Below are 13,521 nucleotides of genomic sequence, written 5' to 3'. Positions count from 1 at the left end.
ACGTTCCGAGTTGTCTCTCGAGTCGTACGGGGCCATCACATCACGCGATGCGGCCGACGGGGGAGGTGAGCAGCGGTGCTCGGCCTGATGGCCGGTGGGACGGGCCGCGCCTCGCCGGCGGGCAGCCGTGCCCGGCCGGCGGGGAACACATGAGAGCGGGTGACGGGAATCGAACCCGCGCTGTCAGCTTGGGAAGCTGAAGTTCTACCATTGAACTACACCCGCGAATCGCCGCGACCGGCATCGTGTCCCCGTCGGGGATCATCGCCGCCTCAGCGAACGCACGCCAGCATAACCCGTCCGCCGCGGTGCTCGCGAACCGGGAGGACAGACCGTGACCGGCCTGACGCACCCGCGGGGGCGGCCCGGGGGCGCCCGGTGCTGCGAGGGCGCCCGTCGGCGCGGAGACGCCCGTCGGCCGGCGGGGGAGTCCGCTGGGACACGGTGCCGTCTCCGGTGCGCGGCGGTTAGGCTGACGCCGTGCTGTTGAGCGATCGTGATATCCGGGGCCAGATCGAGGCCGGGCGAGTACGCCTGGATCCTTTCGACGACGCCATGATCCAGCCGGCGTCCGTGGACGTGCGGATAGACCGCTACTTCCGATTGTTCGACAACCACAAGTACGCGATGATCGACCCCGCCGTGGAGCAGGCCGAGCTCACCCGGGAGGTCGCGGTCGCCCCCGAGGAGCCGTACATGCTGCACCCGGGGGAGTTCGTCCTGGCTTCCACCTATGAGCAGATCACGCTGCCGGAGGACGTCGCCGCCCGGCTGGAGGGCAAGAGCTCGCTGGGTCGCCTGGGCCTGCTCACGCATTCGACCGCCGGGTTCATCGACCCGGGCTTCCAGGGGCACATCACCCTGGAGCTGTCGAATATGGCCACGCTGCCGGTGGCGCTGTGGCCCGGCATGAAGATCGGTCAGCTGTGCTTCTTCCGCCTCTCCAGTCCGTCGGAGCGGCCCTACGGCAGTGCGGGCAACCTCAACCGGTACCTCGGCCAGCGGGGCCCCACCCCGTCGCGCTCGGCCCGGAACTTCCACCGCACCCGGATCTCCGTGGAGGAGGACCAGTGAGCGACGCCGGCGTTCCCGACGCGGACCGCACCGGTCACCGCCTCCAGCTTCCCCGCGACACCGTTGCAGCGGATGTGCTGGCCATGGTGCGCAACGTGCGCCCGCACGCCGAGCTCGACGAGGACGGTGTCATCGACCTCGGCGAGGACGTCCGCCTGCTGCCGGACCGTTCGCCGCGCGGCGCGGGCCGCTGGACCGTGGACACCCCGCGGGTGCGTGAGGATCCGGTGCCCGACGGGTTCAGCGATTCCCATGGCTACGGGCGGGCGTTCCCGGACGGCCTGCCGTTCGGCGTGGAGCGCCGGGCTCTGGACCTGGCCTGGTCGCTGGGTCGCCGGCTGTTCGGGGCGGTGGTCACCGACGGCGGCGTCCGCCTCGAGCCGCACCCCTTCCACGTGCGGGACCTGACCGTGGTCAGCCCCCATGCCCTGGCACCGGAGTCCCTCGCCCAGCTGCTGGCGCCGCTGGAGCCGGAGGCCGAGCTCGACGAGGTGCCCGAGGAGACCCCGCGCAGCGGCTACAGCCTCACGATCCCGCTGCCGGCCGGCGATGAGATCGCCGTGCGGGTGGGCCGCAGCTCGCGGCCGACGGCGCTGGCCGCCCTCGGCTGGCTGGACGACGCGGTCGACTACGCGCTGGTGCATCTGCCCGCTGACGACGGGGAGGACGAGATCGAGATCCCCGACGCCGAGACGGCGGAGCGCTGGTCCCTCGCCTACCGGCGCATCGGGCTGATCGCCGGTCTGCTGACCGAGACCGTCGGCGGCTACGTCGTGGACCTCGAGGGCTTCCTCGTCGACCCCGCGGACCTGGCCTGACCCGACCCGGAACGCGGCCGGCACGACCGGTCGCCGGCCCGTGGATCGACCGGCTCCCTCGACCTCAGGAGCGGGCGGGCTCCGTGAACGCGGCGGGCGCCTTCCCGGCGGCGCCGAGCCGGATCGGCAGGAAGGCGACCAGGCCCACCGTCATCACCAGCACGATCCCCAGGATGCCGGTGCGGGTGTCCTGGAAGATCGCGACCGTGGCGGCGAACGCGGCGGTCCCCAGGAACCCGAGGGCCCGGCCGGTGGTCGCGTACAGGCCGAAGTTCTCGGTCTCGCGGCCGGGCCGGGACAGGCGCGTCAGCAGGTTCCGCGAGGCGGACTGCACCGGGCCGACGAACAGGCAGATGGCCAGGCCGGCCACCCAGAACACCAGCGTCGAGCCGAAGAACAGCACCACCAGGCCCAGCACGATGATCCCGAGGCAGCCGGCGATGATCACCGGCCGCGGGCCGACGCGGTCGTCGACCCGCCCGCCGAGGAAGACGCCGCAGCCGGCCACCAGGTTCGCGGCGATGCCGAAGACGATGATGCCGACGGTGTCGAAGCCGTAGGCGTTGGCCGCGAGCACCCCGGCGATGGAGAACACGGCCCCCAGGCCGTCACGGTAGATCGCGGAGGCCACCAGGTACTGCAGCATCACCGGCTCCTCGCGGAATGCGCGGAGCACGCGACGCACGATGCTCGCGTACCCCTGCAGGGGCGTCCACCTCTGGCCGGGGGCGGAGGCACGGTGCGCGGGCGCCCAGATCATCAGCGGCAGCGTGCCGATCAGGATCCAGGCCGCGACGAACAGCGGGATCGCCCGCAGGTTCCAGCCCTCGTCCCCGGTGATCCCCAGCAGGCCGGTGCCGGGCATCACGAACAGCACCAGCACCAGCCCCAGGCACACGATCGAGCCCCAATAGCCCACGGCCCACGCGGTGCCGGAGACGCGGCCGCGGTTGTCCGGGGTGGAGATCTCCGGCAGCACGGAGTTGACGAACACCCCGGCGAGCTCGCTGAAGACCACGGCCAGCGCGATCAGCACCGCACCCAGCGTCAGGAAGTCCGAATCCAGGGCCACCAGCGGCATCAGCGCGATCGTGGCCACCGTGGCCAGGGTGGTGATGCGCAGCAGCGCGTTGCGGGCGCCGCCGCTGTCGGCGAGATTGCCCAGCAGCGGTGCGAGCAGGGCGATCGCCACGGCCCCGATCGACTGCCAGGTGGTGAGGACCTGGGACCCGTGGTCCTGAGCGGCCTTGACCGCCTCCTCGCCGACGGCGCCCTCCGCGGCGACCGCGCTGGCGACATAGGTGGCGAAGACGAAGGTGAGGATCACGGAGCTGAAGGCGGACATCCCGCCGTCCCACAGCGCGAAGGAGACGACCGAGCGACGGAGGGAGCGAGGGGCGGTGTCCGGCGCGACCGGGTCGCGGTCGGGCGGAGTGGTGACCATGCACTCACTCTACGGAGCCGGCGGCGGGCGTGAGCGCAGGTCCGCCGTCGACTCTCGGAGAACTCTGAACGCGCTCCCGTAGAATGCCGGGAGCCCCTCTTCCGCGCACACGATGGACGGAGACTGCGTGTACACGATGCTCCTGGCCCATCTGGTGGCCGCCCTTCTCGGGCCGGGGCTGGTGCGGGCGATGGGGCGCGGAGCCTTCTTCCTCCTGGCCGCGGTGCCGGGCGCCTCGGCGGTGTGGCTGGCCACGATCGACCCGGCCGCCCTTCCCGAGGCGCCGCTGGACGCGTCGGTGCCCTGGGTTCCGGCACTCGGCATCGACCTCGCCTTCCGCCTGGACCCGCTGAGCTGGGTGATGGCGATGATCGCCACCGGCATCGGAGCGCTGGTACTGCTCTACTGCGCGCGGTACTTCCAGGACAACGAGCCGGGACTGGGCCGATTCGCGGGAGTGCTCACGGCGTTCGCGGGCGCGATGGTGGCCCTGGTGCTGGCCGACGACGTGCTGGTCCTCTACACGTTCTGGGAGCTGACCACCGTCTTCTCCTACCTGCTGATCGGTCACTATCAGGACAAGCAGGCCTCGCGCCGGGCGGCGCTGAACGCCCTGATCTCCACCACCGCGGGCGGTCTGGCGATGCTCGTGGGGCTGCTGATGCTCGCCGCCGCGGCCGGGTCGCTGCGGATCTCGACCATCGTGGCCGCGCCGATCTGGGCCGACGCGGGGCCGGGCCTCGCCCTGGCCGTGCTGCTGATCCTGGCGGGGGCCGCGACCAAATCGGCACTGGTGCCCACGCACTTCTGGCTGCCCGGAGCGATGGCGGCGCCCACGCCGGTCTCCGCATATCTGCATGCGGCGGCCATGGTCAAGGCCGGCATCTATCTGATCGTGCGGCTGGGTCCGGCACTGACCCACCTGGAGGCGATCAGCGTCCTGATCGCCGTGCTCGGGGCCGCCACCATGCTGCTCGGCGGCTGGCGCGCGCTGCGCCAGACCGACCTCAAACTGCTGCTGGCCTACGGCACCGTCTCCCAGCTCGGCTTCCTCTCGGCCGTGGCAGGCCTGGCCACTCACGACGCGCTGCTGGCGGCGATGGGCATGCTGGTGGCCCACGCCGTGTTCAAGGCGCCGCTGTTCATGGTCGTCGGGATCATCGACAAGAAGTTCGGCAGCCGCGACCTGCGGATCCTCTCAGGGGTGTGGAGGGTCGCGCCGGTGGTCGCCCTGATCGGCGTGGTCTCCGCCGCGTCGATGGCTGCGGTGCCGCCGCTGTTCGGCTTCGTCGCCAAGGAGGCGCTGTACGCCGCGCTCTGGGAGGGCGGGGGCTGGCATCGGCTGCTGCTGGCCGCCCTGGTCGCCGGTTCCATCCTGACCGTCGCGTACTCCTGGCGCTTCGTGGCCGGTGCCTTCGGGGTCGCTCCGGGCGCCCCACCGGTCCAGCGCGCGAGGATCCCGGCGCTGTTCTGGCTGCCGCCCGCGGTCGTCGCCCTGGGATCCGTCGCGCTGGCGGCGGCCTCGGGACGGGTCGAGGAGATCGTCGCCGCGGTGGCCGCCGCTGTGCCCGCGGCCGGGGAGACCGTGCACCTGGCGGTGGTGCCGTCCCCGGGGGTGCCCCTGCTGGCCTCGGTGCTCACCCTCGGCCTCGGGGTGGTGCTGTGCGTGGCCGCCAGGCCTTTCGCGAGGTTCCAGAAGCAGGTCTCCCCGCAGCGCTGGGCCGGGGAGGAGGCGCTGGACCGGATCGACGCCGAGCGCGGGTTCCGACGGCTGCTGCGCAAGATCGACTCCCTCTCGGTCGCCGTCACCCCGCTGTTCCAGAGGGGCTCGCTGCCCTACACCCTGGGCACGATGCTGCTGGTGCTGATCGCAGTGGTCGTGCCCGTGGCGATCACGCTGACTCCGGTGCCGACGAATCTGGTGCTGTTCCACCACCCCCTCGAACTGATCGTGCTGCCGGTCGCGGCGCTCGCCGCCGTGGGGGCGGCCCGTTCCCGTCGTCGCCTGCGGGCGGTGTTCCTGATCTCCGTGACCGGGTACGCGGTGGCGATGCTGTTCCTGGTCGCCGGCGCCCCGGACGTCGCCACCACGCAGGTCCTGGTCGAGACCGCGATGACGGTGGTGCTGGTGCTCGTGCTGCGCCGGCTGCCGATCCACTTCTCCCGCCGGCCCCTGCGGATCGGGGCGTGGGGACGCTGGGCCATCGCGGTCACGACCGCGGTGGTGCTGTGCGGGGCGACCCTCTACGGCGCCGCCGCCCGCTCCGGCCCGGCGCTCGGGCCGGGCCTGATCGAGGCCGCCTACGAGATCGGCGGGGGCCACAACGCCGTCAACGTGGCGCTGGTGGACGCCCGCGTGTGGGACACCATGGGCGAGATCGCGGTGCTGCTCGTGGTCGCCACCGGAGTCGCCTCGCTGATCTTCGTCACCCGGCGGGAACCGTCCATCTCCCGGGTGCGGGACCTGGACCCGCGCGCCTCCATCTGGCGGCGCCGCTCCGATGCCGCCCTCCCGCAGAACGCGCTGGACTTCGACGCCCGCCCGGACGACGTCGCCGGGGGCAACCGCTGGCGCACCTGGCTCTCGGCCGGCCTCACCCTGGCCCCCGAGCGGCGGATGGTGATCCTCGAGGTGGTCACCCGCATCGCCTTCCCGCTGATGATGATGTTCTCGCTGTACCTGCTGATGGCCGGCCACAACCATCCCGGCGGCGGGTTCGCCGGCGGCCTGGTGGCGGGCCTCGCCCTGGCCCTGCGCTACCTGGCCGGCGGCCGCTACGAGCTCTCCGAGGCGGCACCGGTCCAGGCCGGCTTCGTCCTGGGCAGCGGGATGGTGCTGGCCGTGGCCGCCGGGGCGCTGCCCGTGCTGCTGGGCGGGAGCGTCTTCGCCACGGCGACGCCCGTGCTCGAGGTGCCGCTGCTGGGCGAGGTCCACCTGCCCAGCGCCCTCCTGTTCGACACCGGGGTGTACCTGGTGGTGGTCGGGGTGATGCTCGACTTCCTGCGCTCCCTGGGCGCCCAGATCGATCAGCAGCAGGAGGCCGAGTCCGATGCCGGTTAGCCTCACTCTGCTGCTGATCGCCGGGGTGCTCATCGCCTGCGGCGTCTACCTTGTGCTCGAGCGCACCCTGACCCGCGTGGTGCTGGGCTTCGTGCTGCTGGGCAACGGCGTGAACGTGCTGTTCATCGTCGCCGCCGGCGAACCCGGCCGGCCCCCGTTCCAGGGCAGCGGCGAGGCGGAGACCATGACGGACCCGCTGCCGTTCGCGATGGTGCTCACCGCGATCGTGATCTCCCTGGGGATGACGGCCTTCGGGGTGGCCCTGGCCTACCGGGCCTGGCAGCTGTTCGGCCACGACGAGGTGCCCGACGACGTCGAGGACCGCCGCGTGCTGCGGCGCAGCCGCCGACGCGCGGAGGGGAGCGAGGACCTGCCGTGGTCCCAGGTGCTCTCCGAGGAATCCCGGCGCGGTGCGCTCATGCACTCCCAGGGCTTCGCCCCCTCCGGCGGGGATCCGTTGGGCTCGGACCTCACCGGGGCCCAGGACGTCCCGCAGGATCACACCGAGGCCGACGAGGGCGAATCACGGGCGCCCCGGCCGGCCGTGCGCCGTCGGGGCCCGCGCCGCGCGCACCACGCGGCCGACGCCCCGGGGGCGGGCCCGGCGACGGACCCGGAGTCGGACCTCGGCCACGGGACGGGCGCTGATCCCGGAGCCGCCCCCGGCACAGGCCCGGGCACCGACCCCGGCACAGACCCCGGCACAGACCCCCGCACAGGCCCGGACGCTGCCTCGAGGCCCCACGCGCCGGGCCGCGAGCACACCGACGGAGAGGAGGAGTGAGCATGGAACTGCTCCTCGCGCTGCCGGTGATGCTGCCCCTGGGCGGTGCCGCCGTGACCCTTCTGCTGCGCCACCACGCCCGCGTCCAGCTGTGGCTGACGATCCTCACGCTGGTCGCCATCCTCGTCGTCTCCCTGGTGATGGGCTACCACGTCACCCAGGACGGCGTGCTCGTCCTCCAGATCGGCAACTGGACGCCGCAGCTGGGCATCGTCCTGGTCGCCGACCGGCTGACCGCCCTGATGCTGCTGGTCTCCAGCTTCGTCACCCTCGCCGTGCTCGTGTACTCCAGCGCGCAGGCCGTCAGCGAGAACTCCGGCCGCACCCCGGTGGCGATCTACCACCCCACCTACCTGGGCCTGGTCGCCGGGGTGTCCATGGCGTTCCTCGCGGGAGACCTGTTCAACCTCTACGTCGGCTTCGAGGTGCTGCTGGCGGCGAGCTTCGTGCTGCTGACCCTGGGCGGTTCGGCCAGCCGCACCCGCGCCGCGACCACGTACGTGATCGTCTCCCTGCTCAGCTCGGTGATCTTCCTGGCGGCGATCGCCGCGGTGTACGCCGCGGCCGGCACCGTGAACATGGCCGAGCTCGCGGTGCGCCTGGACGTGCTGGACTTCGGGACCCGCATGATCCTGGAGCTGATGCTGCTGGTCGCGTTCGCGATCAAGGCCGCGATCTTTCCCCTCAGCGCCTGGCTGCCGGACTCGTACCCGACGGCGCCCGCGCCCGTGACCGCCGTGTTCGCCGGGTTGCTCACGAAGGTGGGCATCTACGCGATCGTGCGCCTGGAGACGCTGCTGTTCCCCGCCTCCCAGATCCAGAACCTGCTGCTGGCCGCGGCCGGGCTCACCCTGCTCGTCGGCATCCTCGGCGCCGTGGCCCAGACCGACCTCAAACGCGTGCTGTCCTTCACGCTGGTCTCCCACATGGGCTTCATGCTCTTCGGCATCGGGATGAGCACCCTGATGGGGATGGGGGCGGCGATCTACTACATCGCCCACCACATCACCGTCCAGTCCACGCTGTTCCTGACGGCGGGACTGATCGAGCACCGCGGTGGGACGACGAACCTGGTCAGGCTGGGCGGGCTGGCGCGGCTGGCCCCGCTGATCGCGGTGCTGTTCTTCGTCCCGGCCATGAACCTCGCCGGCATCCCGCCGCTGTCCGGATTCCTCGGCAAGGCCGGGCTGATCCAGGCCGGCCTCGACTACGGGGCCCCCGGGCAGATCCTCGTGGCCATCAGCGTGGTCACCAGCCTGCTGACTCTGTACGCGATCGCGAAGATCTGGAACCGTGCGTTCTGGCAGGAGCCGGGGGAGGAGGTCCTCTCCCGCGAGGTGCGCACGCCGCGCGTGATGACCGGCGCGACGGCGGCACTGGTGGGCTTCTCGCTGCTGCTGACGGTGCTGGCGGGGCCGCTGATGGACTACTCGACCGAGGCGGCGCGCACGGTGCTCTCGAGGGCCCCGTACGTCGGGGCCGTGCTCGGGGACGAGGCCGCGAGCGACCTGGTCTACCGGATCGACGACGAGGGCCGGAAGGTGGAGGAGCGATGACCGGACGCCTGCGCGACCTGCTCGGCTCCTGGCTGTGGATCCTCATCTCCGTGGCGCTGTGGTGCCTGCTGTGGGGCGGTTTCGGCCTGCAGAACGTCCTCGGCGGCCTGCTGGCCGCGGTGCTGGTGTTCGCCTTGTTCCCGATGCCGCCGACCGGGCACGAGCTGACCCTGCGCCCGCTGCGCTTCGCCTACTTCGTGCTGCGCTTCCTGGCGGATCTGTGCGTCTCCGCGGTCGAGGTGGGCTGGTACGCGGTCCGGCCCCAGCCTCCGCCGCCGAGCTCGGTGATCGCCGTGACGATGGCCTCGCGCTCGGACTTCTTCCTCACCGCCACCGGCGTGCTGTGCACTCTGATCCCGGGCTCGGTGGTGGTCGAGGCGCAGCGCGCGACCGGCATGTTGTTCCTTCACACCATCGGGGCCGGCACGCCCGAGGAGGTCGAGCGGGCCCGTCGCACCGTGCGCGCGCAGGAAGCACGGCTGCTGCGGGCCGTCGGCCGCCGCCAGGTGCTCGAGGATGCGGGGCTGCGATGAGTCCCTTCGATCTGATCCTCGTCATCTATGGGGCGATCCTGTCCCTGACCGCGCTGAGCGTCGTCTACCGCATGATCGTCGGCCCCACCATCCTCGATCGCGCCGTCTCCACGGATTCCCTGGTCGTGCTGGTCGTGATCGGCATGGCCGTGTATACGGCACATGTCCGGGCGGCCTGGGCGGGACCGGCCATGCTGGCCCTGACCGGGCTCGCCCTGATCGGCACCGTCACCTTCGCCCGCTTCGTCGCGCGCGAGGAGCCCATGCAGGGCACGCGGCGCCGCCACCAGGAGGAGCCGCACACCGACACGGGCCCGCTCGATGCCATCCACGTCGATCACCGCGATGGAGCCTCCGGCCGTCCCGTCGGCTCTCAGGGCGCGGCCGACGGCCCCCAGGGCGTCGGCGCCACGGACTCCGCCGGCTCGCTCGGCGCGGACGCCGAGGGATCCGTCAGCTCGCTCAGCACCATCCCGGAGGTGGCATCGCCGGCGAACACGTTCGATCTCGAGGACGGTCAGGACGCCGCCCTGGAGGTGGGCGAGGCCGAGCGCGGGTTCGAAGCGGAGGACGGTTTCGGCCTCGAGGACGGGCCAGGCCCGCAGCGCGGCGCCGGGACCGAGGACGGGGCTCTCGCCGACGACGAGGACTGGGTTTTCGGAGCAGACCGGTCGCAGGGGGAGGGACGATGACCATCGTGGAGACCATCGCCGCCGTGCTGATCGGCGCCGGACTGGTGCTGGCCGTGCTGGCCGCGATCGGGCTGAACCGGTTCGACGGCGTGCTCATGCGCCTGCACGCCGCCTCCAAGCCGCAGACCCTGGGCCTGATCCTCGTCTTCTCGGGGGCCGCCCTGGTGTCGCGGTCCTGGTCGCTGGCCGCCTTCTTGCTGGTGGTGCTGCTCGCGCAGATGCTCACGGTGCCCGTGGCGAGCGTGATGGTCGGTCGTGCCGCCTTCCGCCGCGGCTTCGTGCGCGGCGGGGACTACGCGATCGACGAGCTCAGCCCGCGCCTGGCCTCCCCGTCGGACGAGGACGACGACGAGGACGGATTCCTCGACGAGGCCGGCGACGACCACGAGAGCATGGCCGACGGGGGACGCTTCCCCGAGAACGTCGGCGTCTCCACGGCGGACGCGGTCACCGACCGCAACTGGCAGGAGCCCGAAGCCGGTGCGGAGGACGTCGAGGACTCCGAGGTCATCGACGTCGACCTCGAGGACGAGACCGAGCGGGAGGCCGTGGAGGTCGCCGAGCGCGACCGCCGTCGCTGAGCGCGTCCGACGTCGCTGAGCGCGACCGTCGCCATCGGGCGACCGGGCTCCGTCGTCGACGCAGCGCGATCCGGGCTCTCGCCGGCCGGACGAGCTCAGAAGAGCCCGACGGACTCCCCGGTCTCGGTGACGCCCATCCGCAGCGCGGCCGGTTCCTTGGGCAGCCCGGGCATGGTCATGATCGATCCGGTCAGCGCGACCACGAACCCGGCCCCGATCTTCGGCACCAGATCGCGCACGTGCAGCACATGGCCGGTGGGCGCCCCGAGCAGGGTGGGATCGTCGGAGAGGGAGTACTGGGTCTTGGCGACGCACACCGGCAGGGTGTCCCAGCCGTTGCGCTGGAGCATCTTCAGCTGCGCCGGGGCGCGGTCCTCGAAGACGACGTCGTCGGCCCCGTAGATCTCGCGGGCCAGGGTGCGCAGCGAGGCTTCGATGCCGTCGGCCGGATCGTAGAGCGGGCGGAAGCCCGTCTCATCCGTCCCGGTCGTGTCGCCGCGGGCCGCGTCGATCGCAGCGAGCACCTCGTCGGCCACGGCGAGACCGCCCTCACCGCCGCGGGCCCACACCTCCGACAGCGCCGCGTGGAAGCCCTGCTGCCGGGCCCAGTCCAGGACGGCCTCCAGCTCGGCCTCGGTGTCGGTGGGGAAGCGGTTCAGTGCGACGACGGGCTCCAGGCCGAACTTCCGGAGGTTCTCGACGTGGCGGGCGAGGTTCGAGGTGCCCGCCAGGGCCGCCTCGATGTTCTCGGTGGCGAGGTCATCCTTGGCCACACCGCCGTGCATCTTCAGCGCCCGCACCGTGGCCACGACCACCACGGCGTCGGGCGTCAGGTCACCCAGGCGGGCTTTGATGTCCAGGAACTTCTCGGCGCCCAGATCCGAGCCGAAGCCGGCCTCGGTCACCGTGATCTCGGACAGCGACAGCGCCAGCCGGGTTGCGGCCAGGGAGTTGCAGCCGTGGGCGATGTTCGCGAAGGGACCTCCGTGCACCAGTGCCGGGGTGCCGCCGAGGGTCTGGACCAGGTTCGGCAGCAGGGCGTCCTTGAGCAGCATGGTGATGGCGCCGGCCACCCCGAGGTCGGCGACGGTGACCGGCGCCCGGCCCCTGGTGAAGCCCACCACGATCCGGCTGATGCGCGCTTCGAGGTCCGCGAGATCGGTGGCCAGGCAGAGGATCGCCATGATCTCGGAGGCGACGACGATGTCGAAGCCGTCCTCGCGCGGCACGCCCTGGCTGGGGCCGCCGAGGCCCACCACGATCTCTCGCAGCGCGCGGTCGTTGACGTCCACGACCCGCTTCCACTGGATGCGGCGCGGGTCGAGGTCCAGCTCGTTGCCCTGCTGGATGTGGTTGTCCACGAGGGCGGCCAGTGTGTTGTTGGCGATCTGGATCGCGTGGAAGTCGCCGGTGAAGTGGAGGTTGATGTCCTCCATCGGCACCACCTGCGAGTAGCCGCCGCCGGTGGCGCCGCCCTTGATGCCCATGATCGGGCCCAGCGCCGGCTCGCGCAGCGCGACCATCGTCTGGAGCCCCTTCAGGGAGAACGCATCGGCGAGGCCGACGGTCGTGGTCGATTTGCCCTCGCCGGCCGGGGTGGGGGACATGGCCGAGACCAGCACCAGCTTCGGGGAGCGCGCCGCCTCGGGGCCGGGGGCGCTCATCCGGCGGATGTCGACCTTGGCCTTGTTCGCGCCGTAGGGAACGAGAGCCTCGTCGGGAATTCCGGCCCGCGCGGCGATCTCGGTGATGGGTTGCAGGGTCGCAGCTTGTGCGATCTGGAGATCCGGGTTCTCGGCAGACATCGTTGTCGTCCTCCCAGCAGGTTCGGCGTGCCCGGGATCGTGCCCGGTTGCTCAGCCCAACTGTACGGGCGGTGCTCCCCGTGCGTCACGAGATCCCGGGGGCTGGGTAGGGTGTCTCCTCATGAGCGATGCGAGCGACTGGGTCACGGTGACCCGCGAGGACGGCGAGACGGTCGGCTACCTCGAGCCGCTCACCGACGACTACGACGTCGTCCAGCCTCGCAGTCTGCTCGGACACTGCCTCGGCGAGCCCGTGGAGTTCGTCGCGGGCGAGGAGCTCGTCGAGCAGCAGGGACTGTGGGAACTCGCCGAACAGTGGGTGCTGGACGCGGACACCGACGACGAGATCACTGGGCTGACGATCGTCGAGCTCTCCCCGCGCGGCGTGGTGCTGGCCGACTACCTCGCGACCAAGGGCCTGATGGGCACCGACAGCCTGCACGTGCGGTGGCCCGACACGGAGCGGCGCCTGCGGCGGCAGTGACGTGTCGGAGCAACCACGCGTCGGCCTATTCGCTCAGGCATCGGCCAGGCGCTCGCGCAGGATCGCGACCCCTTCGCCGGACAGTTCATCCAGCGCGCTGGGGCGTCCGGCCATCGCGAGAACTAGCGCGAGGGAGTTCCCCGTGACCATGGGGCCGTCGCCGGTGCGCAGCTGCCCGTCGTTCGATTCGAGACGCAGCCCCTTGGTGAGCGTTCGGCTGTTGACGGCGAAGTCCGTGCGGGCGAAGAAGGCGGCGACCGCTTCGACCGCCTCCCGGGAGGGGAGAAGAGTTAGGCCCAGCGGGCGGGCGATGTCCTGAGAGTGCACGACGACCTCGCCGAGTGCTCCCTGCTGCGATCCCAGTGGCGCAACTGTCGTGGTGCTCGCGCGTCGGAAAGTGGCGAGGGTCTCGGCTGGGGTCGCGCCCCGATGCTTCTCGAGCAGCCGCCGATTGTGACGGTCCGTGTCGAACCGGGAGGCGACCATGTTCGCCAGCCAGGGGACGGTGGAGGTGCGGGCCGCGGCGGTGAGGTGGGCCAGGACGTCCTCGACCGTCCATCTGTCGCACAGCGAGGGGGTGTTCCAGGCGTCGTCAGGCAGGTCGGAGAGCGATTCCGCGAGAGCGGCTCGTTCAGTGTGGATGAGGGGCCAGAGGTCGCGGTTGCTCACGCTGGTCACGCTATGGCCAC

At 71.7% G+C, this 13,521-nt stretch carries 12 protein-coding genes and 1 tRNA gene; 9 read left to right on the top strand and 4 right to left on the bottom strand.

Annotated features, from left to right (window positions below):
* Positions 1 to 154 precede the first annotated feature (154 nt).
* A tRNA-Gly gene (locus ACFQRD_RS07965) sits at positions 155 to 225 on the bottom strand.
* 255 nt (positions 226 to 480) lie between these two features.
* Here ACFQRD_RS07965 and dcd point away from each other — a divergent pair.
* The gene (dcd, locus tag ACFQRD_RS07960; RefSeq protein WP_377018256.1) at positions 481 to 1,074 is read left to right on the top strand and encodes a dCTP deaminase; all 594 of its coding nucleotides are present in this window, start codon (positions 481 to 483) and stop codon (positions 1,072 to 1,074) included.
* Positions 1,071 to 1,892: a hypothetical protein gene (locus ACFQRD_RS07955; RefSeq protein WP_377018255.1), complete on the top strand. Its 822-nt coding sequence runs from the start codon at positions 1,071 to 1,073 to the stop codon at positions 1,890 to 1,892. The genes dcd and ACFQRD_RS07955 overlap by 4 nt, the downstream gene beginning before the upstream one ends.
* 64 nt (positions 1,893 to 1,956) lie before the next feature.
* Here ACFQRD_RS07955 and ACFQRD_RS07950 read toward each other — a convergent pair whose 3' ends face one another.
* Positions 1,957 to 3,336, bottom strand: coding sequence for an MFS transporter (locus tag ACFQRD_RS07950; protein WP_377018254.1), 1,380 nt, complete (start codon positions 3,334 to 3,336; stop codon positions 1,957 to 1,959).
* Positions 3,337 to 3,472: 136 nt separating this feature from the next.
* Between ACFQRD_RS07950 and ACFQRD_RS07945 the strand changes: the two genes are divergently transcribed.
* From ACFQRD_RS07945 to mnhG, 6 genes are read left to right on the top strand one after another with little or no spacing between them, the layout of a single operon-like run.
* Complete coding sequence (locus ACFQRD_RS07945) at positions 3,473 to 6,397, top strand: Na+/H+ antiporter subunit A (RefSeq protein ID WP_377803839.1); 2,925 nt, start codon at positions 3,473 to 3,475, stop codon at positions 6,395 to 6,397.
* Positions 6,387 to 7,181 (top strand): Na(+)/H(+) antiporter subunit C, encoded by a 795-nt coding sequence (locus tag ACFQRD_RS07940; protein WP_377018253.1) that lies wholly within the window; start codon positions 6,387 to 6,389, stop codon positions 7,179 to 7,181. Before ACFQRD_RS07945 ends, ACFQRD_RS07940 begins: the two co-directional genes overlap by 11 nt.
* 2 nt (positions 7,182 to 7,183) lie before the next feature.
* Entirely contained in the window at positions 7,184 to 8,737 is a 1,554-nt protein-coding gene (locus ACFQRD_RS07935; protein WP_377803713.1) for a Na+/H+ antiporter subunit D, read from the top strand.
* Positions 8,734 to 9,270, top strand: a complete 537-nt coding sequence (locus ACFQRD_RS07930; protein ID WP_377018251.1) for a Na+/H+ antiporter subunit E — start codon at positions 8,734 to 8,736, stop codon at positions 9,268 to 9,270. The genes ACFQRD_RS07935 and ACFQRD_RS07930 overlap by 4 nt, the downstream gene beginning before the upstream one ends.
* A complete protein-coding gene (locus tag ACFQRD_RS07925) occupies positions 9,267 to 9,962 on the top strand; it encodes a hypothetical protein (RefSeq protein WP_377803712.1) in 696 nt (231 codons plus the stop codon). The genes ACFQRD_RS07930 and ACFQRD_RS07925 overlap by 4 nt, the downstream gene beginning before the upstream one ends.
* On the top strand, positions 9,959 to 10,543 hold the full coding sequence (gene mnhG / locus ACFQRD_RS07920) for a monovalent cation/H(+) antiporter subunit G (RefSeq protein ID WP_377018249.1): 585 nt from the start codon (positions 9,959 to 9,961) through the stop codon (positions 10,541 to 10,543). The genes ACFQRD_RS07925 and mnhG overlap by 4 nt, the downstream gene beginning before the upstream one ends.
* Positions 10,544 to 10,638: 95 nt before the next feature.
* Here mnhG and ACFQRD_RS07915 read toward each other — a convergent pair whose 3' ends face one another.
* Positions 10,639 to 12,348 (bottom strand): formate--tetrahydrofolate ligase, encoded by a 1,710-nt coding sequence (locus ACFQRD_RS07915; protein WP_377803711.1) that lies wholly within the window; start codon positions 12,346 to 12,348, stop codon positions 10,639 to 10,641.
* Between the two features lie 121 nt (positions 12,349 to 12,469).
* On the opposite strand from ACFQRD_RS07915, the gene ACFQRD_RS07910 reads away from it, so the two are divergent.
* Positions 12,470 to 12,832: a serine/threonine protein phosphatase gene (locus tag ACFQRD_RS07910; RefSeq protein WP_377018247.1), complete on the top strand. Its 363-nt coding sequence runs from the start codon at positions 12,470 to 12,472 to the stop codon at positions 12,830 to 12,832.
* 33 nt (positions 12,833 to 12,865) lie between these two features.
* On the opposite strand, the gene ACFQRD_RS07905 is transcribed toward ACFQRD_RS07910, so the two are convergent.
* On the bottom strand, positions 12,866 to 13,501 hold the full coding sequence (locus tag ACFQRD_RS07905) for a maleylpyruvate isomerase family mycothiol-dependent enzyme (protein WP_377803710.1): 636 nt from the start codon (positions 13,499 to 13,501) through the stop codon (positions 12,866 to 12,868).
* Positions 13,502 to 13,521: the final 20 nt, after the last annotated feature.

The organism is Brachybacterium sp. GCM10030268, assembly GCF_042666305.1.
In the GTDB taxonomy this organism is placed as follows: domain Bacteria; phylum Actinomycetota; class Actinomycetes; order Actinomycetales; family Dermabacteraceae; genus Brachybacterium.
Note: the sequence above shows the minus strand (reverse complement) of the source record. Positions and strands in the feature narration are given on the sequence as shown.